Source organism: Streptomyces sp. NPDC001750, assembly GCF_042892615.1.
In the GTDB taxonomy this organism is placed as follows: Bacteria; Actinomycetota; Actinomycetes; order Streptomycetales; family Streptomycetaceae; genus Streptomyces.
In genome coordinates this window covers 1-21,858 of sequence record NZ_JBIAUE010000044.1, presented here as the reverse complement: position 1 = coordinate 21,858, position 21,858 = coordinate 1, and the positions used below count along the sequence as shown (strand labels likewise).

At 72.5% G+C, this 21,858-nt stretch carries 19 protein-coding genes; 6 read left to right on the top strand and 13 right to left on the bottom strand.

Annotation, left to right across the window (positions count from 1 at the left end):
* Positions 1-6: 6 nt before the first annotated feature.
* The 3 genes from ACFYY6_RS35785 to ACFYY6_RS35775 form a co-directional block, all read right to left on the bottom strand.
* The gene (locus ACFYY6_RS35785; RefSeq protein ID WP_389197379.1) at positions 7-1,044 is read right to left on the bottom strand and encodes a rod shape-determining protein; all 1,038 of its coding nucleotides are present in this window, start codon (positions 1,042-1,044) and stop codon (positions 7-9) included.
* A gap of 197 nt (positions 1,045-1,241) precedes the next feature.
* Positions 1,242-1,808: a hypothetical protein gene (locus ACFYY6_RS35780; RefSeq protein ID WP_351519894.1), complete on the bottom strand. Its 567-nt coding sequence runs from the start codon at positions 1,806-1,808 to the stop codon at positions 1,242-1,244.
* Positions 1,805-2,263: a MarR family winged helix-turn-helix transcriptional regulator gene (locus ACFYY6_RS35775; RefSeq protein ID WP_389197377.1), complete on the bottom strand. Its 459-nt coding sequence runs from the start codon at positions 2,261-2,263 to the stop codon at positions 1,805-1,807. Before ACFYY6_RS35775 ends, ACFYY6_RS35780 begins: the two co-directional genes overlap by 4 nt.
* 147 nt (positions 2,264-2,410) lie before the next feature.
* On the opposite strand from ACFYY6_RS35775, the gene ACFYY6_RS35770 reads away from it, so the two are divergent.
* The 3 genes from ACFYY6_RS35770 (at position 2,411) to ACFYY6_RS35760 (ending at position 4,910) form a co-directional block, all read left to right on the top strand.
* Entirely contained in the window at positions 2,411-3,430 is a 1,020-nt protein-coding gene (locus ACFYY6_RS35770; protein ID WP_351519897.1) for an NADP-dependent oxidoreductase, read from the top strand.
* Between the two features lie 115 nt (positions 3,431-3,545).
* Positions 3,546-3,974, top strand: coding sequence for an organic hydroperoxide resistance protein (locus ACFYY6_RS35765; protein ID WP_351519898.1), 429 nt, complete (start codon positions 3,546-3,548; stop codon positions 3,972-3,974).
* A 96-nt stretch (positions 3,975-4,070) separates the two neighbouring features.
* Complete coding sequence (locus tag ACFYY6_RS35760; protein WP_351519899.1) at positions 4,071-4,910, top strand: EI24 domain-containing protein; 840 nt, start codon at positions 4,071-4,073, stop codon at positions 4,908-4,910.
* A 78-nt stretch (positions 4,911-4,988) separates the two neighbouring features.
* Here the strand turns inward: ACFYY6_RS35760 and ACFYY6_RS35755 are convergent, their stop codons facing one another.
* Complete coding sequence (locus tag ACFYY6_RS35755; RefSeq protein ID WP_386607310.1) at positions 4,989-6,986, bottom strand: flavin monoamine oxidase family protein; 1,998 nt, start codon at positions 6,984-6,986, stop codon at positions 4,989-4,991.
* 107 nt (positions 6,987-7,093) lie between these two features.
* The gene (locus ACFYY6_RS35750) at positions 7,094-7,690 is read right to left on the bottom strand and encodes a TetR/AcrR family transcriptional regulator (protein ID WP_351519901.1); all 597 of its coding nucleotides are present in this window, start codon (positions 7,688-7,690) and stop codon (positions 7,094-7,096) included.
* 207 nt (positions 7,691-7,897) lie between these two features.
* Here ACFYY6_RS35750 and ACFYY6_RS35745 point away from each other — a divergent pair, with 207 nt between their 5' ends.
* Complete coding sequence (locus tag ACFYY6_RS35745) at positions 7,898-10,387, top strand: glycoside hydrolase family 3 C-terminal domain-containing protein (RefSeq protein ID WP_351519903.1); 2,490 nt, start codon at positions 7,898-7,900, stop codon at positions 10,385-10,387.
* A 177-nt stretch (positions 10,388-10,564) separates the two neighbouring features.
* Here the strand turns inward: ACFYY6_RS35745 and ACFYY6_RS35740 are convergent, their stop codons facing one another.
* Together ACFYY6_RS35740 and ACFYY6_RS35735 are read right to left on the bottom strand one after the other, a co-directional pair.
* Positions 10,565-11,614, bottom strand: coding sequence for an aldose epimerase family protein (locus ACFYY6_RS35740; protein WP_351519904.1), 1,050 nt, complete (start codon positions 11,612-11,614; stop codon positions 10,565-10,567).
* Positions 11,615-11,760: 146 nt separating this feature from the next.
* The gene (locus ACFYY6_RS35735) at positions 11,761-12,675 is read right to left on the bottom strand and encodes an SGNH/GDSL hydrolase family protein (protein WP_388650896.1); all 915 of its coding nucleotides are present in this window, start codon (positions 12,673-12,675) and stop codon (positions 11,761-11,763) included.
* Positions 12,676-13,027: 352 nt separating this feature from the next.
* Between ACFYY6_RS35735 and ACFYY6_RS35730 the strand changes: the two genes are divergently transcribed.
* Positions 13,028-13,522, top strand: coding sequence for a DUF3145 domain-containing protein (locus ACFYY6_RS35730; RefSeq protein ID WP_351519908.1), 495 nt, complete (start codon positions 13,028-13,030; stop codon positions 13,520-13,522).
* A gap of 238 nt (positions 13,523-13,760) precedes the next feature.
* Here the strand turns inward: ACFYY6_RS35730 and fabF are convergent, their stop codons facing one another.
* The 5 genes from fabF to ACFYY6_RS35705 form a co-directional block, all read right to left on the bottom strand.
* A complete protein-coding gene (fabF, locus tag ACFYY6_RS35725; protein WP_351630926.1) occupies positions 13,761-15,023 on the bottom strand; it encodes a beta-ketoacyl-ACP synthase II in 1,263 nt (420 codons plus the stop codon).
* Positions 15,024-15,099: 76 nt separating this feature from the next.
* A complete protein-coding gene (locus ACFYY6_RS35720; RefSeq protein ID WP_072483507.1) occupies positions 15,100-15,348 on the bottom strand; it encodes an acyl carrier protein in 249 nt (82 codons plus the stop codon).
* 62 nt (positions 15,349-15,410) lie between these two features.
* The gene (locus ACFYY6_RS35715; RefSeq protein WP_351630923.1) at positions 15,411-16,442 is read right to left on the bottom strand and encodes a ketoacyl-ACP synthase III; all 1,032 of its coding nucleotides are present in this window, start codon (positions 16,440-16,442) and stop codon (positions 15,411-15,413) included.
* A gap of 13 nt (positions 16,443-16,455) precedes the next feature.
* Positions 16,456-17,370: an ACP S-malonyltransferase gene (locus ACFYY6_RS35710; protein WP_351519942.1), complete on the bottom strand. Its 915-nt coding sequence runs from the start codon at positions 17,368-17,370 to the stop codon at positions 16,456-16,458.
* 89 nt (positions 17,371-17,459) lie between these two features.
* Complete coding sequence (locus tag ACFYY6_RS35705; RefSeq protein ID WP_351519913.1) at positions 17,460-18,659, bottom strand: helix-turn-helix domain-containing protein; 1,200 nt, start codon at positions 18,657-18,659, stop codon at positions 17,460-17,462.
* Between the two features lie 172 nt (positions 18,660-18,831).
* Between ACFYY6_RS35705 and ACFYY6_RS35700 the strand changes: the two genes are divergently transcribed.
* Positions 18,832-19,503: a pirin family protein gene (locus ACFYY6_RS35700; protein WP_351519915.1), complete on the top strand. Its 672-nt coding sequence runs from the start codon at positions 18,832-18,834 to the stop codon at positions 19,501-19,503.
* A gap of 93 nt (positions 19,504-19,596) precedes the next feature.
* Here ACFYY6_RS35700 and ACFYY6_RS35695 read toward each other — a convergent pair whose 3' ends face one another.
* Positions 19,597-21,438 carry a LamG-like jellyroll fold domain-containing protein gene (locus ACFYY6_RS35695; RefSeq protein ID WP_389197373.1) on the bottom strand — a complete coding sequence of 614 codons (1,842 nt, stop codon included), beginning with the start codon at positions 21,436-21,438 and terminating at the stop codon, positions 19,597-19,599.
* Between the last annotated feature and the right edge of the window lie 420 nt (positions 21,439-21,858).

Genomic DNA, 21,858 nt, shown 5'->3' with positions numbered 1-21,858 from the left:
CGGTGATCAGCAGGCGATCGGGTCGAGAACCAACGGTTCGATCTTCCCGTCCAGCATCGCACCCAGCCCCAGGACGGAGCACACGTCGGGCCGCTCCGCGATGTGCACGGGCATGCCCGTCGCCTGCCGCAGCATCTGGTCGAGACCGGGCAGCAGCGCGCTGCCGCCGACCATCATGATCCCGCAGTAGGTGAGATCGGCCACCAGATCGGGCGGGCACTCGCGCAGCACCTTGCCGAGACCGTCGAGCACCGAGGTCAGCGCGGCCTGGATCGCCTGCCGGATCGAGGCCGTGTCCACCCGTACCGAACGGGCCAGCCCGGTCGCCACGTCCCGGCCGTGGATCTCGGTCACCGAGGAGCCCCGCGTGGTCGGTCCGGTGCCGCTGAGCGCCAGTTGGAGCGGTCGTACGGACTGGCTCGGCAGCATCAGCTCGTGCTGGTGCCGCAGGTGCTGGATCACCGCGTGATCGATGGCGTCGCCGCCGACCGGTACGCGTACGGCGGTCACGATCGACCCCAGCGAGAGCACCGCGATCTGAGTGGTCGCCGCCCCGCACACCATGATCATGGTGGCGGTCGGCTGCTCGACGGGGAGCCCGCAGCCGACGGCCGCCGCGATCAGGGTGTCGACCAGCTCCACCCGCCGCGCGCCCAGCCCGACCAGGGTCTCCACGGCGGCCCGCTGGGCGAGCGGATCGCTGTCGTGCGGGGTGCAGGCGGCGGCCCGCAGCCGGGGCTTGCGGCGCAACTGGCGGCGGAGCTTCTCGCCGAGCAGCTGACGGAGCATCCGCTGGGCCATCTCGATGTCGATGACGGTGCCGCCGGTGACCGGACGGGCCACCCGGATGTAGTCGGGGGTGCGGCCCGTCATCTGCTCGGCGAGCTCGCCGACCGCGATGATCGAGCCGGTACGAGTGTTCACGGCGGCGGCACTCGGTTCGTCGACGACGAGCCCCATCCCCTTGACGTACACGCGGGTCCGGGCGGCTCCGAGGTCGACGGCGACATGGCAACGGCGCAACTGCTCAAGGCTGACGGTCACGGCGGCTTCTCCCGGGAGCACGGTGTGGGGGTGCCGGCGGCGGCCGGCCCTCCTCGCATCGTGCGCCGTTCGGAGTCATGCCGCGCGCCGGGTGAGCCGTAGGGGGTACGGGGGCCGGTGGAGTGACGGGGCGGGGCGGCGAGAGAGCGCCGTGCGCCGGGTGTGCCCGCCCCCTCCCGGGCGCCCCCGGACCGGGCTCACCCGGGCAGCAGCCGCTGGAACAGCCCCCAGGTGAATTCGGCGACACGGCGTTCGCCCGTCCCCGGCGCGGTGATCGCGAGCGCCCACCGGGTCGGCGCCCCGCCCTCCATCGGACGAGTCGGCGGGAAGGCCCGCGCCACCTCGTCCACCGTGGCCGACCAGGGACGCAGATCCTCGACCGCGCGCAGCTCGGGGCCCGCCGCCCCCGCTGCCCTGACCAGCCACTCGTTCCACACGGCCCCGTTCGGCGCGACCATCACCTCGAACCGCAGCTCCGGCCAGAGCGGCACCGGCCACCGCAGCGCCTCGCACTCCAGATCGCCGATCCGACGGCGCGCCGCCGACTCGGGCTCGCCCAGGACCGAACGGTAACGGCGCAGCGCGCCCCGCCCCCGGGGCGCCCGCACCATGGCCTGCCAGCGGCGGTTCGCCTCCCGCATCTCGGCGGTCGAGGCGCCCAGCTCCCGCCGGGCCTCCTCGACGAGACCGGGCTGATGATCGGCCATCCGGCGCAACAGGACGAGCTGGAACTCGCGGGGACCGAACGGGACCGGAGTGTTCATGGGGCCGACGGTGCCACGGTCGCGGGGCCCGCCTCGCCCAGCATCCGCCGCAGCAGGTCTCGCAGCATCGTCCGGTCCGCGTCCGACAGCTCGGCCAGCGGCTCCCGCGCGAAGGAGAGCGAGTCGCGCAGCTCCCGTGCCGTGCGCGTACCCCGCTCCGTCGGGGCGGCCAGCTTCACCCGGCGGTCGGCCGGATCCGGACGGCGCTCCACCAGACCGCGCGACTCCAGCCGGTCGACGATCCCGGTGACGTTCGACGGCTCGCACTTCAGCTTCTGGGCGATCCGGCGCATCGGCATCGGCTCCAGGGCGAGCAGCCCGAGGACGCGCGCCTGGGCGCCGGTGAGCGAGTGGGCGGCCGCGGCCTCGTCGTACTCCTCGTAGTAGCGCGCCACGATGGTGCCGATGAGCTCGACGACTTCGAGGGTCAGAGGGTCTGAACGGGTGGTGGCCATGGGGTCCAGGATAGCCGGTTACTTGACAACATGAAATATTCAGGAGCATCGTTGTTTCACGTCCTGAAGTAATTTCGCTCCCGCGGCCCACCGGCCCCGGGACGAAGCCTTCCCCATCCCGTGAGGCATTGAGGAGAACCCGAGCCCATGTCCGCAGCACTTCCCACGACCGGCCGTGAATGGCACCTCGTCGCCCGCCCGCACGGCTGGCCGAAGGCCGAGGACCTCGCGCTGCGGGAGGCCCCGGTCGCCGCTCCCGGCGAGGGCCGCGTCCTCGTCCGCAATCTGTACTTCTCGGTCGACCCGTACATGAGGGGACGGATGAACGACGTGAAGTCGTACACCCCGCCCTTCGCGCTCGACCGCCCCATGGACGGCGGCGCGGTCGGCGAGGTCATCGCCTCGGACGCGCCGGGCTTCGCGGTCGGCGACCACGTGCTGCACGGCCTCGGCTGGCGGGAGTACGCGGAGGTCCCGGCGAAGCACGCGGTGAAGGTCGACGCGTCGCTCGCCCCGCTCTCCGCCTACCTGGGCGTGCTCGGCATGCCCGGCCTCACCGCGTACGCGGGACTCTTCGAGGTCGCCTCGTTCAGGCCGGGCGACGCCGTGTTCGTCTCCGGCGCGGCCGGCGCGGTGGGCAGCCAGGTCGGGCAGATGGCGCGGATCAAGGGCGCCTCGCGGGTCATCGGCTCGGCCGGTTCCGACGAGAAGGTCCGGCTCCTCGTGGAGGAGTACGGCTTCGACGTGGCCTTCAACTACAAGGACGGCCCGGTCGACGAACAGCTGCGCCGGGCCGCTCCCGACGGCATCGACGTCTACTTCGACAATGTCGGCGGCGAGCACCTGGAGGCGGCGATCTCCTCCCTCCACGTGCACGGCCGGGTCACCGCCTGCGGCATGATCGCCCAGTACAACGCCACCGAGCCGACCCCCGCCCCGCGCAACCTCGCCCTGATCATCGGCAAGCGGCTGCGCATCCAGGGCATGCTCGTGAGCGACCACGACGAGCTCCAGCCGCGGTTCGTCGAGGACGTCGCCGGATGGCTGGCCTCGGGCGAACTGAAGTACCGCGAGACCGTCGTCGAGGGCATCGAGAACGGCTTCGACGCCTTCCTCGGCCTGCTGCGCGGCGAGAACACCGGAAAGATGATCGTCTCCCTCGTCTGACGGGTGCTCCGGTGCACCCCGCAGGCACGGGCCATGCCATGAGGGCATCGGGCTCGATCCGGACCGCCGCGACCGTGGGCGCGAGTCGCGGCGCACAGCAGGAGGAATTCTCGGAATGACCATTCACGACATCGACGTTCTCTACACCGCCGTCGCCACCGCCGAGAACGGCCGCGACGGCCGGGTCTCGTCCGACGACGGCAACCTCGACGTCGTCGTCAACCCGCCCAGGTCCATGGGCGGGAGCGGCGCGGGCACCAACCCGGAGCAGCTCTTCGCCGCCGGTTACAGCGCCTGCTTCCAGGGCGCGCTCGGCGTCGTGGCCCGTCAGGAGAAGGCCGACATCTCCGGCTCCACGGTGACCGCCGCGGTGTCCATCGGCAAGACCGCCGAGGGCGGCTTCGGCCTGGAGGTCGCGATCAGCGCGTCCATCCCCAACGTCGATGCGGCGACGGCGCGTTCGCTCGTCGAGAAGGCCCACCAGGTGTGCCCGTACTCGAACGCGACGCGCGGCAACATCAAGGTGGACCTGTCGGTCGCCTGACCCCGCCGGACGGCCGTGCGTGACGGCCGGTACGACGGACGGGCCGCACTCCCGGGCGGGGGGTGCGGCCCGTCCGGCCACCAGTACGCTGACGCCATGCGTGATCTCGGGGCGGGTTTCGGTTACTTGGTGGCGGGGCAGCGATGGGTCGGCCGGCACGGCCGCTGGTTCGGGTTCGGACTGCTGCCCGGACTCATCACCCTCGTCCTGTACGCGGCGGCCCTGGTCGCTCTCGGCTACGGCGCCGACGACCTGGTGGCGTGGGCGACCCCGTTCGCCGACGACTGGTCCTCGCCGTGGCTCGGGCTGCTCCGCAACACCCTGACCGTGCTGGTCTTCGCCTTCGGTCTCTTCCTCGCCGTGATCACGTTCACCGCCGTGACGCTGCTGGTCGGCCAGCCCTTCTACGAGTCCCTGTCCGAGGAGGTCGACCGCACGGAGGGCGGTGACGCCCCCGAGTCCGGACTGCCGCTGTGGCGGGACCTGTGGATCTCCGCCGTCGACAGCGTCCGGATCCTGGTGCGGGTGGGGCTGTACTCGCTGCTGCTGTTCGCCTTCGGATTCGTGCCGGTGATCGGGCAGACCGTGGTCCCGGTGATCGGCTTCTGCGTCACCGGCTACTTCCTCTCCGAGGAGCTCACGTCCGTCGCGCTCCAGCGGCGCGGCATGGTCCTGAAGGACCGGCTCGTCCTGCTGCGCGGCCGCCGCATGCTGGCCCTCGGCTTCGGCGTGCCGTTGGGGCTGGCCTTCCTCGTTCCGTTCGTCGCCGTGTTCCTGATGCCGGGCGCCGTCGCCGGGGCCACCCTGCTGGCGCGGGACCTGGTGGCGCCCGAGGACGACGGCGACGGCAAGGGCGGCGCGGACGAGGAGAGGAACGAGGACGGGGGCGCGGGCCCCGGGGCGGCACCCGCCCCGTACACCCCCGGCCGGGGCTGACGGGAGAGGGCCGCCCGGGGCCGCCGTTCCGGGCCGGCCGGGCGGTCCCGGACCCGCCCGGGGACCACCCCGGGCCGGTCAGGCGGTGTGCACCTCCAGCGCGGTCCTGACCGCCGACTCCAGGGCCCCCTCGATCCAGGCGGGCTTCACCGAGGTGTGGCAGCCCGCGAAGTGCAGCGGACCCTCGACGGACCGTACGTGGGAGAGCAGTTCGGTGTGCTGGCCCGGGAGCAGCACCGACGCCTCGCCGTACGCGTACGGGTCACGCATCCACGACTGGGTGGCGCCGACGCCCGTGTAGAAGACCTCGACGCGCTGCCCGTACACGTCCTGGACGCCGCCCAGCGCGTGCGGGTAGCGCTCGTCGTCGTCCAGGGAGTCCCACTTCAGCGCGTCGTCGGCCCAGCTGTACGAGGCGAGGACCACGCCGCCCGCGCTGCCCTCGACCGGGTGCGACGGCTGGAAGACGAAGCGGTTGGGGTTGTCGGTGACCGATCCGCCGCCGATGACGTGCGCCGCCTCGGGCTGGTTGCGGGCGGTGGCCCGGTACGCCGCGTAGTGCACCTTCTGGTTGGGCGGGAGGTGGCCGGAGGGCACCGACGGGTGGGCGCCCAGCAGCGAGCCGTCGGCCGGTGCCCTTCCCAGCCGGTAGGCGTCGTACAGGCCGGGCCTGATCCGGTCCAGCTCCCTCTTCCAGTCCTTCTCCTCGAACTCCCACCAGCGGCGGCTGAATTCGAGCAGCACCTTGGTCGCCGCGTCGTAGTGGATCTCGGTGATCGCGCGCCGCTTCCCGTACGACAGCAGGGGGCTGACGGGGATGTGGCGCAGCCCGGAGAACGGCACGGTGACGATGGCCCGGTCGCCGGTGAACGTCTCGCGCACCAGCGGTCTGCCGTCGCGGCCCTCGGAGATCGTCTCGATCCGGACACCGTTCTTCCCGTGGCTGATCCGGGTGGCCCGGCGGTCCAGCCGCACCAGGTCCCCGACCTTCTCGTACATCGCGTCGGCGAGCGTGCCGGTGCCGCCCGGCAGTTCGAAGAACGCCGTGTCCGGGCTGATCAGCGATGCCCCGATGAAGCTGTGCACGAAGGAGAGGTGGAGGCGCGAGGTGAGGTTCTCGACCGTGCCGACGAGGTCGACGGTGCGCTCGTCGAGCTTGGCCGCCTCGGTCAGGAAGCGGAACATCGACCAGTGCCCGTAGCGCTGGACGACCCGCGCCCAGCCCTCGACGAGGGCGCGGCCCTCCTTGCCCTCGAACTCCTTCCGTACGGGCGCGAACGCCTCCCGCAGGATCGTGGCGGCGGGCTTGTCTTCGAAGGGTGCCGGGACGCCGAACGAGCGGTTGATCGCGCGTGGCCGGGCCGCGTAGTCCGCCTTGCGCATCCGGATGCCGTTGACGCTGATCCAGGTGTGATTGACCGGGCGGCCCCCGGCGTCGACGTCGACCAGATGGAAGCGGCGGCGCTTCAGCCCGAGCCCGTCGATGAGCCCGGTGACCAGCGGGTGGCTGTCCGGGATCCGCATCGCGCCGGCCTCGGCGTACTGCTTCGGGTCGGCGAACGGTGCCCTCGCGTGCTCGTGGCCGCCCCGGCGGAACGTTTTGACACGGCCGCCGACGCGGTTGCCGTTCGCCTCGATCACGGTGACGGTGTGCCCGGCCTCGCGGAGCAGCCGGGCGGCGGTCAGCCCGGCCGGGCCCGCGCCGACGACCAGCACCTTCTTGGGGGGCTTGCGGCCGCGCGGCAGACCCTTGGACAGCAGGACGTCCTTGTAGTGCGGGATCAGCGACCGGTCGTCCTCGCCCCGCACCAGGATGGCGCGGGCGACGTCCAGGCAGGTGGCCCAGTCCGATCCGGCCGCCGCGAGCGCGGTGCCGGACTCGGCGTGCACGGCGGCGGCGGGGGCGGCGGCACTCGCGGGACCGGCGGCCGCGGCAAGCGCGGCGGCGCCGGCCGCGGCACCCGCGATCACACGGCGGCGGGAGGGCGGCTCGGCCGACGACGGACCGCGGGAAGCCGGGGCCGAGGCCGGATCGGACGGCGTGCCGCAGGAGAGTCCGGTGGATTCGGAAGTCATGCGCCCACCCTGGTCCGTCCCTCGTCCCGAACGTGTGCGAGCCGCCCGGAAATCACCCGCAGGTGTGGCCCAACTACCTTGTCAAGCCGACGAATTGACGCGCCGTGCTATCGCCGGTCGTTCTCCCCGCCGTCCGGCCGCGCCGGACGCAGCAGCGCCAGGAAGTCCCGGAACGCGGCGGGCATGTCCACCGTGTCCGGATCCAGCAGCCACTGGTACTGGAGCCCGTCCATCACCGCCACCAGTAGCGGCGCCGCGCGCTCGGGCGTCAGCCCGCCCGGCAGTCGCTCGCCGAACTCCGCGCGCAGCATCGCCGCCATGGTCGCGCGGGCCTGCGTGTAGCGGACGGTGAAGAACTCCCGGGCCGGGTGGCCCTCCGTCACGCTCTCGCCGAGCAGTGCCGAGAACGTCTGGACGATCCCGGGTCGCATCGCGTTGTACTCCACGAGCGAGTCGAGCAGTTCGGTCCGCCAGGTGCCCTCGTTGCGGGTGGTGCCGCCGGGGTCCCACTGGTCGCGCTCCTCCAGTACGGCGATGAGCAGCGCCTCCTTGGTCGGGAAGTAGTGCAGCAGCCCCTGCTGGCTGAGGCCGACCCGCTCGGCGACGGTGTTCAGCGAGGCGCCGCGGTATCCGCGCTCGGCGATCACCTCGAACGCGGCACGGAGAATCTCCGCCCGCCGCTCCGCGCTCCTGGCCCGCGCCATCGCCCCGGCCCCTTTCGGTGCTGCGCCCGTCCCCGGCACCCGTCGCGGATATCCATGCCGATATGTCCGCCCCGGCGCGCCGGTCCCGTCCCGAGGACCGTACGCCATTCCCGTAAATTACGGAAAAGTAACGAAACCTACTGCTCAACCGGTCGGCGGGTCAGGATGGAAAACGGCACTATCAGGACATCGACGAGAGGTACGGCCGTGGCAGACGCGTCCGCCCCCATCCACTCCGACGCGGCCCGGGAGGCCGCGGTCGAGAAGGCGCTGGCCGCCCTCGACATCGACGACAAGACCCGGCTGCTGGCCGGACAGGACATGTGGTCGCTGCCGGCGCTCCCCGCCGTCGGGCTGCGCTCCCTGGTGATGTCCGACGGGCCCATCGGCGTCCGGGGGGTCGCCTGGAGCGCCGACGACCCGTCCGTCGCGCTGCCCTCGCCCACCGCGCTCGCCGCGACCTGGGACCCGGACCTCGCCCGCCGGGCCGGCCGGCTGCTCGCCCAGGAGGCCCACCGCAAGGGGGTGCACGTCCTCCTCGCCCCGACCGTGAACCTCCACCGCTCCCCGCTCGGCGGGCGCCACTTCGAGGCGTACAGCGAGGACCCGTACCTCACCGGCGAGATCGGCACCGGTTACGTGCGCGGCGTGCAGGACGGCGGCGTCGGCACCACCGTCAAGCACTTCGTCGCCAACGACGCCGAGACCGACCGCTTCACCGTCGACAACGTGGTCTCGCCGCGCGCCCTGCGCGAGATCTACCTCGCCCCGTTCGAACGCATCGTCAAGAACGCCCACCCGTGGGGCATCATGTCCGCCTACAACCGGGTCAACGGCTCCACCATGACCGAGCACCGCTACCTCCAGAACGCGGTGCTGCGCGGCGAATGGGGCTTCGACGGCTACATCGTCTCCGACTGGCTGGCCGCCCGCTCCACCGTCGCCGCCGTCCGCGGCGGACTCGACGTCGCCATGCCGGGGCCGAAGACCGTGTACGGCAAGGCGCTGGCCGACGCCGTACGGGCCGGGGAGGTCGAGGAGTCCGTCGTCGACGGGGCGGTGCGCAACGTACTGCGGCTCGCCGCCCGGGTCGGCGTCCTGGACGGCGCGCCGCCCGCCGTCGCCCCGGCCGACCGGCCCGAGCCCGTCGACGGGGACGCGCTGGCCCGCGAGATCGCCCGCCGCTCCTTCGTCCTGGTGCGCAACGAGCCCGTCGCGAGCACCGGCCGCGCCGCGCTGCCCCTCGATCCGGCGGCCGTCCGCAAGGTGGCGCTCAGCGGGGCGCTCGCCCGGGACGCCCGGGTCCTCGGCGGCGGCTCCGCCCAGGTCTTCCCGCACCATGTCGTCGCACCGCTGGACGGCCTCGCCGCCGCCCTTCCCGAGGGCGCCCTCGACTACCGCGTCGGCGCGGACCCGAACGACGAACTCGTCCCCGCCGAGAAGGGTTTCCAGCTCAGGGCCGTGTGCTACGACGCCTCCGGTGCCGTCCTCGCCGCGGCCCCACTGCACGACGGCACCGTGCAGTGGATCGGCGACGACCTGCCCCGGGGCGTCACCCGCGAGACGCTGCACAGCGTCGAGATCACCGGCACCTTCGTCCCGCGCGACAGCGGCGAGCACGTCTTCGGCACCCGCGGCACCGGGGCGTTCCGCCTCACCGTCGCGGGCGAGACCCTGTACGACGAGGTGCACCGGGTCACCGGCTCCGCCGACCCCGGCGAGGCTTTCTTCGGCAACCCGCTGGAGCGCGGCCGGACCGTCCTCACCGCGGGCGAGCCCGTCGAGGTCTCGCTGCGGCAGGTCCCCGACACCCTGGGCGACGACGCGGCCATCCCCGGCGTCTCGTTCTCCTTCTGCCACCTCGGCCCGCGCCGCGAACCGGCCGAACTGATCGCCGAGGCCGTCGAGGCGGCCCGTACGGCGGACGCGGCGGTCGTCGTCGTCGGCACCACCGAACGCGTCGAGTCCGAGGGCTTCGACCGCACCTCCCTGAAGCTCCCCGGCCACCAGGACGACCTGGTCAGGGCCGTGGCCGCGGTCAACCCGCACACGGTCGTGATCGTCAACTCGGGTTCCCCGGTCGAGCTCCCGTGGCGCGACGAGGTCGCCGCGGTGCTGCTCGGCTGGTTCCCCGGCCAGGAGGCCGGCCACGCCCTGGCCGACGTGCTGCTCGGCGCCGAGGAGCCGGGCGGGCGCCTGCCCACCACCTGGCCCGTCGCGCTCGCCGACGTCCCGGTCTCGAACACCACCCCCACCGACGGCGAACTCCACTACGACGAGGGCGTCTTCGTCGGCTACCGGGCCTGGGACCGGGCCGGGACCACGCCCGCGTACCCGTTCGGCCACGGGCTCGGCTACACCACCTGGGAGTACGAGGGCCTGACGGCCGCCCCGGAGCGCGTCACCGTCCGCCTCCGCAACACCGGCACCCGCCCCGGCGCCGAGACCGTCCAGGTCTACGTCGCCCCGCACCGCCGCACCGCCGACCGCCCCGCCCGCCGGCTCGCCGGTTTCGCACGTGCCGAGGCCGCGCCGGGCGAGTCGGTCGAGGTGGTGATCCCGGTCGACCGGCGCGCGTACGAGATCTGGGACGAGGAGGCGTACGACTGGCACTTCGTCCCCGGCAGGTACGAGGTGCGGGCGGCCCACTCCCTCGACGACGTACGCCTGACGGCCGCCGTGGACATCGACGCGTAGCGGAATCCGTTCCGGCACGCCCGCGCCCCGGGCGGTCCCGGTGCGCGGGCCCGCGGACCGCTCCCGTCCGCGCGAGACCGGCCCCGGAGCGGCACCCGGCCCCGCTGCGGGGCTCAGGGACTGCCGGGTGGCCTCCGACAGGCGTGGCCGCCCGGTCGAAGGCCACCCGGCAGGCTCTCAGCGCACCCCGAACCCGTACACCGTCGTCGACACGAACTCCTCGCCGGGCCGCAGCACCGTGCTCGGGAACCCGGGCCGGTTCGGGGAGTCCGGGAAGTGCTGCGTCTCCAGCGCGATCCCGGCGCACGGCCCGAACGGCCGCCCGTCGAAGTGGTCGGCCGTGTACAGCTGGAGCCCCGGCTCCGTCGTGGTGACGGTCAGGGAGCGGCCCGACCCCGGGTCGTACAGCTCGGCCGCCGGACCCGCGCCGGGTTCGTCCAGCACGAAGTTGTGGTCGTAGCCGGGCCCGAGCGTCGTCGGCTCGCGGAAGTCGAACCGCGTCCCGTCCACCGGCAGGAACTCGCCCGTCGGCAGCGACTCGCCGTCCACGGGCGTGATCCGCCCGGCCGCGATCCGCAGCACCTGCCGCAGCGCGTCGCCGCTCCCGGCGCCGCCGGCCTCGGCGTCCGTGCTCGCCTCCGCGACCGTGGCCGGGCCGACGCCCGCGAGGTTCCAGTACGTGTGATTCGTCAGGTTCAGCACGGTCGGGGCGTCCGTCGTCGCCCGGTACGCGATCCGCAGCGCCCCGCCCTTGTCCAGGGTGTACGCCGCCGAGACCGTCAGGCGCCCCGGGAAGCCCTCCTCGCCGTCCTCCGAGACCAGGGAGAGCTCCACACCCTCGGCGACCTCCCGCGCCCGCCACACGCGCTTGTCGAAGCCCCTGGCGCCGCCGTGCACATGATTGCGCCCCTCGTTGCGCGTGAGCCGGTGCGTGCGCCCGTCCAGTTCGAAACACGCCCCGCCGATCCGGTTCGCGTACCGCCCGACCAGCGCGCCCATGTACGGACCGGGGAACGCCTCGTACCCGGCGGGATCCGGCAGCCCGAGCGCCACCTCTGCCCGCGCCCCGTCCCGGTCGGGCACCTCCACCGACTGCACGATGCCGCCGTACGTCAGCACGCGTACCCGCGTGCCGTCCCGCTCCAGCGTCCAGCGGTGCACGACGGCGCCGTCCGCCAGGGTGCCGAACTCCTCCGCACGGACCACCGTGCCCGAACTCGTGTCCATGATCGCCAACCTTACGACCTCGCCCACGATGGGCAGCGGCGTCGCAGGCCCGGCGCGAAGACCGCCGCCCGCGCGCCCGCCCGGCGCACATACCCGCCCCGCACGCCCTCCCGAGCACCTGTCCGGCCCCGCGCCCCCTGCCGGGCTCAGGCCGGAGGCCGCTCCGCCGTGACGTTCCGGTACGCGATCTCCGCCAGCCGGGCCTGCCCGTCGCGCCCGGGATGGAACCAGTCCCACTGGCTCAGCTGCGCCCCGGTGAACGGGTACGCGAAGACCGCCCCGCCGTCGTAGCGGCACCGCGTGTCCTTCGCGCAGACGTCCCGCAGCACCTCGTTGTACGCCACGACGCGCTTCTGCACCGAGGCCCGCCTGGCCACGGCCTCCGCGCCCATGTCGTCCGGGTCGCTCAGCATCGACCGGCAGACCCCCAGGCTCCAGATCCGCTTGACCAGCTCCTTGTCCCGCCCCGTCGACCAGAGCCGCATGAGATCCGGCACGCTCGACACGTACACCTGCGCCTTGGGCGCCCCGGCGCGCAACTGGCGCATCGCCGTCTCGAAAGAAGAACGAAAATCGGCCACCGGCGTCATGTACCGGACCGAGTCCCGGCAGGCGTCGTTGGCCCCGATCATCACCGTCACTAGCTCCGGCTTCTCCTTCGCGGCCAGCGCCATCTGCTCCGGCAGCTCCGCGATCCTGGCCCCCGTCCGGGCGTGGTTCCAACTGCGCGCGGCGGCCTCCGGCTCACCGAGCAGCCGCACCGCGAGACTGCGCACCATGTTGTCCGTGCCGGTGGCCCAGGAGACCTCCGGACAGTCCGTCAGCACCGAACAGGCATCGAAGCCGCGCGTGATGGAATCCCCGACGGCGGCCAGCGACTTCGGGCTGCGGTCCCAGACCGGACCGGCAGCGGGCGGCTTCCGCTTCCCGGCCGCCGCCCCCTCCGCCGTGCCGTCCCCGTCGGAGTCGCAGCCCGACAGCACGGCGGAGCCCAGCACCGCGACCGCCGCCAGGACGGCGGTCGCGATCCGCGGGCGGCGACGGGCGGAACGGTCCTGCATGCTGTGGTCCCCTCGGTCGTGCCCCCGGCATTCCCTGGTGGCACCAGGTGGCGGGCCCGGGTGGTGCCCCGCGGGACGAAGGCCGGGCGAATGATGTGCCCGGACCGACCGTACGTCACACCCCGGGCGTCGTGTCGCGGTAGCTTTTCCTCGTCGAACCAGCGGCGCGTCCCCACGCCCGGCTCCACTCGGGTGGCTTTCCGTAAATCACATCACGTCACATACTGTCCCTTTTCAGGAGATTCACCCCGATGCTGTTTACTGATGACAACCTCGGGATCCGGCCGAGAAGCGACGGTACGGGCGCGAGGCCGCTGGGGAAGGCGAACTTCGTCCCACACTGGAGGTCCCGGTGACGACACGTGGAGTCCTGTACGTTCACTCCGCACCGCGCGCGCTCTGTCCCCATGTCGAATGGGCGGTGGCCGGTGTCCTCGGTGTACGCGTGCAGCTGGACTGGGTCCGGCAACCGGCCGCGCCCGGCACCTGGCGGTCCGAGTTCTCCTGGCAGGCCCGGCCGGGCACCGCGTCGAAGCTGGCCTCCGCGTTGCGCGGCTGGGACATGCTGCGCTTCGAGGTGACGGCGGAGCCGAGCCCCAAGACCGAGGGCGAGCGCTACAGCTCCACGCCCGAGCTGGGCATCTTCCACGCCGTCACCGGCATGCACGGCGACATCCTGGTGCCCGAGGACCGGCTGCGCGCGGCGCTGGCGCGGTCCATGCGGGGCGAGAGCGATCTGCAGGAAGAGATCGCCAAGCTGCTCGGCAAGCCGTGGGACGACGAGCTGGAACCCTTCCGGCACGCGGGCGAGGGCGCGCCGGTGCGGTGGCTGCACCAGGTGGTGTGACGCCCGGGCGATCCGGAGGCGGTTCCTCCGGACGCCCGTGGCGGGACGGCTGCTCCGGACGCCCCTGACCGGACGGCCCCTGCGCACGCCCGTGGCGGCCCCCTCCGGAGGTCCGTGACGGTGCGTTTCCTCGGCCACCCGTACAACTCGGATCACCCGTACAACGCGAGAGCCCGCCTCCCACAGAGGGAGGCGGGCTTCGTCGTATGTCCCGGCCGGGGCCGGACACCGTCGCGGGTCAGACGCTGCGGAACGCCAGGACGACGTTGTGGCCGCCGAACCCGAACGAGTTGTTGATCGCGGCGATGGACCCCTCGGGCAGCGGTCGCGGCTCGTCGCGCACGATGTCCGCCTCCACCTCCTCGTCGAGGTGGTCCACGTTGATCGTCGGGGGAGCCGTGCGGTGGTGCAGCGCCAGGACCGTGGCCACGGTCTCGACACCGCCCGCGCCACCGAGGAGGTGACCGGTCATCGACTTCGTCGCGGAGATCGCGACGTGGTCGAGGTCGTCGCCGAGGATCTTGCGCAGCGCCTTCAGCTCCGCGATGTCGCCCTGCGGCGTCGACGTGGCGTGCGCGTTGAGGTGCACGACCTCGGACGGCTTGAGGTCCGACTGGTCCAGCAGGTTCTGCAGCGCGGCGGCGATGCCGCGACCGCTCGGCTCGGGCTGCGCGATGTGGTGGGCGTCCGCGGACAGGCCCTGGCCCAGCACCTCGCAGTAGACCTTGGCGCCGCGCGCCGCGGCGTGCTCCGCGGACTCCAGGACGACGACGCCGGCACCCTCGCCGAGCACGAAGCCGTCACGGCCGGTGTCGTACGGACGCGACGCCTTCTGCGGCTCGTCGTTGTTCTTGGACATCGCCATCATGTTGGCGAACGCGGCGATCGGCAGCGGGTGGATCGCGGCCTCGGTGCCACCGGCGAGGACCACGTCGGCACGGCCGGTACGGATCATCTCGATGGCGTACCCGACCGCCTCGGCGCCGGAGGCGCAGGCGGAGACCGGAGTGTGCACACCGGCCTGGGCGTTGACCTCCAGGCCGACGTTGGCCGCGGGGCCGTTCGGCATGAGCATGGGCACGGTGTGCGGGGAGACGCGGCGTACGCCCTTCTCCTTCAGCACGTCGTACTGGTCGAGCAGGGTGGTCACGCCGCCGATGCCGGAGGCGACGACCGCGCCCAGCCGCTCGGGCCGGACCGAGTTGTCCTCACCGGCCTTGCCGGTGAAGCCGGCGTCCGCCCACGCCTCGCGGGCCGCGATCAGCGCGAACTGCGCCGAGCGGTCCAGCTTGCGGGCGAGCGGGCGGGGCAGGACGTCGCCCGGGTCCACGGCCGCGACGGCCGCGATCCGGACGGGCAGTTCAGCGAAACGTTCGCCCTCGAGAGGCTTGACGCCGGAACGACCGGCCATCAGACCTTCCCAGGTCGACGCCGAGTCGCCACCCAGCGGAGTGGTTGCGCCGATACCGGTGACGACCACGGTGCGATTGGTCGAGCTCACTGGAAAATCTTCTCCACGTGTAGAGGGTCGTGAATCAGCGGCGCCACCGCCGGGTGGCGACACAGGTACGGGCCCGTCAGCCCTGGTGCTTGAGGATGTAGTCGGCAGCGTCACCGACCGTCTTGAGGTTCTTGACGTCCTCGTCGGGGATCTTCACGTCGAAGCGCTCCTCGGCGGCGACGACGACCTCGACCATGGACAGCGAGTCGACGTCCAGGTCATCGGTGAAGGACTTGTCCAGCTGGACGTCCTCGACCGGGATACCGGCGATCTCGTTGACGATCTCGGCGAGACCCTTGACGATCTCTTCCTGGGTGGCGGCCATGTTGGCGCTCCTTCACATGTTTCTGCAGGGTTCGGACGTCCGGGCCGAATGGCCTGGTGTGTCTAGGGGAGGGTAACGACCGTCGCGGCGTACACGAGACCCGCCCCGAAGCCGATGATGAGCGCGGTGTCGCCGCTCTTGGCCTGACCGGTCGCCAGAAGCCGCTCCATCGCGAGCGGAATCGAGGCGGCGGACGTATTGCCGGTGGTCTCCACGTCACGGGCGACCGTGACGTGCTCCGGCAGCTTGAGGGTCTTCACCATCGAGTCGATGATCCGCATGTTGGCCTGGTGCGGAATGAAGACGTCCAGGTCTTCCGGGCTGATCCCGGCCACGTCCAGCGCCTGCTGGGCGACCTTCGCCATCTCGAAGACGGCCCAGCGGAAGACCGCCTGGCCCTCCTGCGTGATGGCCGGGAACTTGACGTTGCCCTGGGAGTCGAGCGGCAGCTGGGAGACGTCGCCGGTGTGGAACTTGTCCCACGGCACGGTCTGCTTGATCGTGCCGGCCTTGTCGCCCTCGGAGCCCCACACGGTCGGGCCGATCGCGGGCTCCTTGGACGGGCCGACGACGACGGCGCCCGCGCCGTCACCGAACAGGAAGGCCGTCGCCCGGTCCTCCAGGTCGGTCAGGTCGCTCAGCCGCTCCACGCCGATGACGACGACGTACTCCGCCGAGCCCTCGACGACCATGCCCTTGGCGAGCGTCAGGCCGTAGCCGAAGCCGGCGCAGCCCGCCGAGATGTCGAACGCGGCAGCCTTGCCGGTGCCCAGCTTGTCGGCGATCTCGGTGGCGATCGCGGGCGTCTGTGCGAAGTGCGAGACGGTGGAGACGACCACGGCACCGACCTGGTCCGGGCTGATCCCGGCGTCCGCGAGGGCCTTCCCGGCCGCCTCCACGGACATCGCGGAGACGGTCTCCTCGTCGTTCGCCCAGTGACGGGTGACGATGCCGGAGCGCGAGCGGATCCACTCGTCGGACGAGTCGATCTTCTCGAGGATCACCTCGTTGGGCACGACACGGGTCGGACGGTAGCCGCCGACGCCCATGATCCGCGCGTACGGGGCGCCCTGGGCGGGCTTGATCTTCGACATGCTCTCGGGCTCCTTAGGCGCCCGCGTGCTCGATGAGGAGCGCGCGAGCCGCTTCGAGGTCGTCGGGGGTCTTCAGCGCGAGCGTCTGCACACCGGGCAGGGCGCGCTTGGCGAGACCCGTGAGTGTGCCGCCGGGGCACGCCTCGATGAGCGCAGTGACGCCCATCTCCCTGAAGGTCTCCATGCACAGGTCCCAGCGGACCGGGTTCGCCACCTGGCCGACCAGCCGGGAGACGACCTCGTCGCCGGTCGCCACGGACCTGCCGTCGGCGTTCGACACGTACGTCACGGTCGGGTCGCTGATCTTCAGCTCCAGCGACGCCTCGCGCAGCCGCTCGACGGCGGGAGCCATGTGGCGCGTGTGGAAGGCACCGGCGACCTTGAGGGGCACCACCCGGCGCACCCCCTCCGGCTTGTCCTCGGCCAGCGCGGCCAGCTGCTCCGCGGTGCCGGCGGCGACGATCTGGCCGCCCCCGTTGACGTTCGCCGCGGTCAGCCCGAGCTTCTCCAGGTGCGGGACCGTGACCTCCGGCTCGCCGCCGAGCAGCGCCGCCATGCCGGTCTCGGTGATCGCGGCGGCGTCGGCCATGGCGAGCCCGCGGGCCCGTACGAGACGGAGCGCCGCTTCGTCGCCGATGACCCCGGCGAGGGCCGCGGCAGTGATCTCACCCACGCTGTGACCAGCGACGATGTCGGGCGAGGCGTCGAGCGCGGCGGCGGAGAGCAGACCGGCGGCGACCAGCAGCGGCTGCGCCACCGCGGTGTCGCGGATCTCCTCCGCGTCGGCCTTCGTGCCGTAGTGGACGAGGTCGAGCCCGATGGCCTCGGACCAGGCCGCGACGCGGTCGGCGGCGCCGGGAAGATCGAGCCAGGGGGTCAGGAAGCCGGGCGTCTGAGCGCCTTGGCCGGGAGCGACGAGTACGAGCACCCTCACACTCTCTCTTGTGAACGGTTCGCCGCGCCCGTGAGGACAGGGACGAAGAACCGTAGGGGGAATTGTTGACGTTCGACAAAAGTCTAGGTCTGCGTATCCCCAGCGGCCAGGCGCCCCAGGATCAGGGCGATTCGCAGAGTGAACGCCGAGCGGACATCCGATGGCGACCATCCGGTGACGTCAGTCACACGTCGGAGCCGGTAGCGCACGGTGTTGGGGTGGACGAACAGCATGCGTGCCGCGCCCTCCAGACTGCTCGCCTGCTCCAGATACACACTCAGCGTCTCCAGCAGGGCGGACCCCGCTTCCTCCAGCGGTCTGTAGATCTCCTCCACCAGTTGGTCCCGCGCGGCGGGGTCACCCGCCATCGCGCGCTCCGGCAGCAGATCGTCGGCGAGCACCGGGCGCGGCGCGTCCTGCCAGGCCCGGCACGCCTTCAGCCCGGCCGCCGCCGCCTGCGCGGACCGGGTGGCCGCCAGCAGGTCGGGGACCACCGGACCGGCGACGACCGGCCCCGCCGCGTACGGCCCGATCAGCGCCTTCGCGACCTGCAACGGGTTGTCGCTGCCGCCCGCGATGACCACCAGGCGGTTGCCCAGCACCCCGGTCAGGACCTGGAGCTTGGCGTGCCGGGCGGCCCGCCGGATCGCCTCCACGGTCAGCTCGCTGTCCCCGTCCGGGGCCGTGCCGAGGACCACGCAGACGTGCTCCGGCGAGTTCCAGCCGAGCGCCGCGGCACGCGACACGGCGCCCTCGTCGGCCTCGCCGGACAGCACCGCGTTCACGACGAGCGATTCCAGCCGTGCGTCCCAGGCGCCCCGGGCCTCCGCGGCCTGCGCGTACACCTGGGCGGTGGCGAAGGCGATCTCCCGCGCGTACACGAGCAGCGCCTCGCGCAGCGCCGACTCGTCACCGGGCGCGGCGACCTCCTCGATCGCGGCCTCCATGACCTCGATCGTGGTGCGCACCATCTCGACGGTCTGCCGCAGGGTGATCGCCCGGGTCAGCTCGCGCGGCGCCGTGCCGAACACATCGGTGGAGATCGCCTGCGGGGTCTCCGGATGCCGGAACCACTCGGTGAACGCCGCGATCCCGGCCTGGGCCACCAGGCCGATCCAGGACCGGTTCTCCGGGGGCATCGCCCGGTACCACGGCAGCGTCTCGTCCATGCGGGCGATCGCGTTGGCGGCCAGGCGGCCGGAGGACTGCTCCAGCCGCTTCAGGGTCGCGGCGTGCAGGTGGGCGTCGTGCGCAGCGGGCTGCTCAGGATCGGGTCGGGACACGCACACAAGACTGCCTTATCCGGCCATGTGCTCGGAGGGCCGGGGCGGTGCGGGTCGTACGGCGGGGCCGCGAGGCCGCAGGCCCGCGCGACGGGCGAGGTCCGTACCGGGTTCCGTACCGGGATCCGGACGGCGGAGCGAACCGTACTCCGTGACGGGCTACCGTGGGCAGGTGATCTCCGTACAGCGTTCCGAGGACCGGTTCCGGGGCGGGGACGAGGCGGCCGGCATCGAGACACGGCACGCCTTCTCCTTCGGCACCTTCTACGACCCCGACAACCTGCGCTTCGGCCCGGTCGTGGCCTGCAACGAGGAACGGCTGGCCCCCGGTGCGGGCTTCGACGAACACCCGCACAGCCATACGGAGATCGTCACCTGGGTCGTCGAGGGCGAACTGACCCACCGCGACTCGACCGGCCGCGCCACGGTGGTACGGCCCGGCGGCCTCCAGCACCTGAGCGCCGCGGCGGGCGTCCGCCACGTCGAACGCAACGACGGCCCCGGACCACTGACGTTCATCCAGATGTGGCTGACCCCGCTGGGACCCGGCGGCGACCCCGCGTACGCCTCCGTCCCGGAGCTCGCCGCCGACACCCCGTACGCCCTCCCGGCGGCGGGCGCCGTGCTGCACGTGCGCCGACCGGCCCCCGGCGTGCGCACGCCGGTCCCGGACGCGCCACGGGTGTACGTCCACGTGGTGGCCGGCACGGTCCGGATCGGCGGCGAGACGCTGCGCCCCGGCGACGCGGCGCGGATCACGGGCGAGGCGGGTCTGGAGCTGACGGCGACGGGCCCGGCCGGGGAGGGCCCGGCCGAGGTGCTGATCTGGGAACTGCCCGCCTGAATCCCCGGGCCGGCAGGCCGATCGCCCGAATCCGTCCCCGCCCAGGCCTCCCGACGCGAGCGCCTGCGCGCCGGTGCCGGAGCTCCAGCCGGATCACGGCCGGAGCAGGCCGCTGATCTCCGCCTCGGTGAGAGCACGGTCGAAGACCATGACGTCCTTGATGCCGCCCGGGAAGTGATCCACCGGCCTCCTGCCGTAACGGGCGCGGCCGATGACGAAGGGCCCCTCGGACACGATCAGGATCCTGTCGCGGACCGAACCCTCCTGGACGCCGTTCACGAAGAGACGCAACTCCCCGGCGAAGCTGTCGCAGACACCGGTCAGGTGGGTCCATTCACCGGCGACCGGCTCAGTCCTCGAAGCGACGCGCAGATCCGGACGGGCGAAGGCCCACCGGCCTTCGTCGGAGGAGTACTGGAGGTAGAAGCCGCTGGTCTCCTCACCGTCCTGGCTGACCGCAGTGACGAAGTGCGGGGGGATCACACCGAGCCGGACCCATGCGCTGACGGTGAAGCTGCCGCGCGCGGTATCGATCACCGCGGAATCGGTGGCCACTTCACTGCTGAACCCGTTGAATTCGGCGCCCTCATCGTGGCCCGTACCCCACCTGACCGCCGTGGCCGTGGCGTGGTGGCGTCCGGTGACGTCCATTGCCCGTACTCCGGAACGTTCGTCGAGCCGCCAGGCCCCGACGGGGCGAGGCCCCGCGGGCACTGGCTCGGACCCGGCCCCAGGCACGGACCTGAACGCGGGTTCGAACTCGCACCCGGGCACGGACCCCGCAGGTACCGGCGCGGGGCCAGGCGCCGACCGGGCCCCGGACGTGGGGGACGGAGCCACGGGGGCCGCCACCTTCTCGTAGGCTCCGACAGAGCTGCCCGGAACCTGGGAAGCGGCCGGAACCACCGCCTCTGCGATCCCGGCGGCGCCCGGGGCCGTCGCGTCGCGGCATACGGACCGGCGGGGGTCACCCGGCGCGGGGGACTGCCCGCCGGAGGCCACCGACGAGGAGAGCCGCCTCCCGCTGCACTGGGTGAACATCTCCGCGAGGGTGGCGCGCCGCGTGGGCACGCCGGCCTGTCCGCCGGCGGCCGAGTGGTCGGCCGCCGGTATGTGCCCGGCCCAGGGAGCGGCCGAGGCCACCCGCCGGAGGATCTGCTGCGGAGTGGGGCGGAGCGCCGGTTCCTTGGCCAGACAGTCGGCCAGCAGGGCACGCAGCGCGGGGTCCGGGACGGCCTGCAGGTCCGGGGCCTCGTGCACGACGCGGTAGAGCATGACGGGCGCCGACCCCACGCCGAACGGACCAACGCCGATGGCCGTGAAGGTCAGCACTGCGCCCAGGGAGAAGACATCGCTGGCCGCGGTGATCTCGCCGCCGTTGACCTGCTCGGGAGACATGAAGCCCGCCGAGCCGATGGTGACCCCGGTCCTGGTGAGGCCGGTGGCGTCGAACGCCCGGGCGATACCGAAGTCGATGACGCGTGGGCCGTCGTCGGCGAGCAGCACGTTGGAGGGCTTCAGATCGCGGTGCACCAGCCCGGCCCGGTGGATGGAGACCAGGGCTTCGGCCAGGCCCGCAGCCAGCGCGGCCACCGCCACCGGCGGCAGGGCCCCCTGGTCGACGATCGCCTGGTGGAGCGAGGGACCGGCGATGTAGCTGGAGACCATCCAGGGCTGTTCGGCCTCCGTGTCGGCGTCGATCACCGGGGCGGTGAAGGCTCCCCCGACCGCTCGCGACGCCTGGACCTCGCTACGGAACCGGGCCCGGAACTCCGGCTCGTGCACCAGCGACGCGTGCACCATCTTGATCGCCACGGACCGCCCGCTCGGTGAACGCCCCAGGAAGACCCGCCCCATCCCGCCTTCACCGAGGCGACCCACCACCCGGTAGTCACCCAGGGAACTCGGATCCCCTTGCTTCAACGGCTGCACCACGACGAACCCCTACCGCGCACACGCTTACCGGACCGCCGCAGCTTACGGGGGGACAGGGGGCGGACAGGCCGGCCAAGGTGCTGATCTGGTAGCTGCCGGCCTGAGCCGCGCCGCGTCCTCGGCGACCAGCAGCGGTGACAACGCCGTCATCGAGGACATCGCGGTCAAGTCCTTCGGTTGTCACCGGTACACGATGACCGCGAAGAAGCTGGCGACGTGGATCGCGACGAAGGGCTACTCGGCGTAGCGCGGCCCCGCTTCCTCGTCCACCGCGGGGAGTGGAAGGGGGCTCGGGAGATCCGCCAGCCGTCCACGAAGGGCTGCCACTGAACTTGATTGAGTGATGTCGGGCTATCGGCCTGACAGTTGAGCGCCAGGTCCGGTAGTTCTGGTTGGGTGAGATACGCGCAGGGCGGCGGG

Excerpts from the sequence above, each read along its gene's own strand:
- ACFYY6_RS35770 (WP_351519897.1), top strand. The coding sequence starts at position 2,411 with ATGTCCGCAGCACTTCCCACGACCGGCCGTGAATGGCACCTCGTCGCC.
- ACFYY6_RS35720 (WP_072483507.1), bottom strand. The coding sequence starts at position 15,348 with ATGGCCGCCACCCAGGAAGAGATCGTCAAGGGTCTCGCCGAGATCGTC.
- ACFYY6_RS35765 (WP_351519898.1), top strand. The coding sequence starts at position 3,546 with ATGACCATTCACGACATCGACGTTCTCTACACCGCCGTCGCCACCGCC.
- ACFYY6_RS35715 (WP_351630923.1), bottom strand. The coding sequence starts at position 16,442 with ATGTCGAAGATCAAGCCCGCCCAGGGCGCCCCGTACGCGCGGATCATG.
- ACFYY6_RS35780 (WP_351519894.1), bottom strand. The coding sequence starts at position 1,808 with ATGAACACTCCGGTCCCGTTCGGTCCCCGCGAGTTCCAGCTCGTCCTG.
- ACFYY6_RS35755 (WP_386607310.1), bottom strand. The coding sequence starts at position 6,986 with ATGACTTCCGAATCCACCGGACTCTCCTGCGGCACGCCGTCCGATCCG.
- ACFYY6_RS35750 (WP_351519901.1), bottom strand. The coding sequence starts at position 7,690 with ATGGCGCGGGCCAGGAGCGCGGAGCGGCGGGCGGAGATTCTCCGTGCC.
- ACFYY6_RS35735 (WP_388650896.1), bottom strand. The coding sequence starts at position 12,675 with ATGCAGGACCGTTCCGCCCGTCGCCGCCCGCGGATCGCGACCGCCGTC.
- ACFYY6_RS35760 (WP_351519899.1), top strand. The coding sequence starts at position 4,071 with ATGCGTGATCTCGGGGCGGGTTTCGGTTACTTGGTGGCGGGGCAGCGA.
- ACFYY6_RS35775 (WP_389197377.1), bottom strand. The coding sequence starts at position 2,263 with ATGGCCACCACCCGTTCAGACCCTCTGACCCTCGAAGTCGTCGAGCTC.
- ACFYY6_RS35740 (WP_351519904.1), bottom strand. The coding sequence starts at position 11,614 with ATGGACACGAGTTCGGGCACGGTGGTCCGTGCGGAGGAGTTCGGCACC.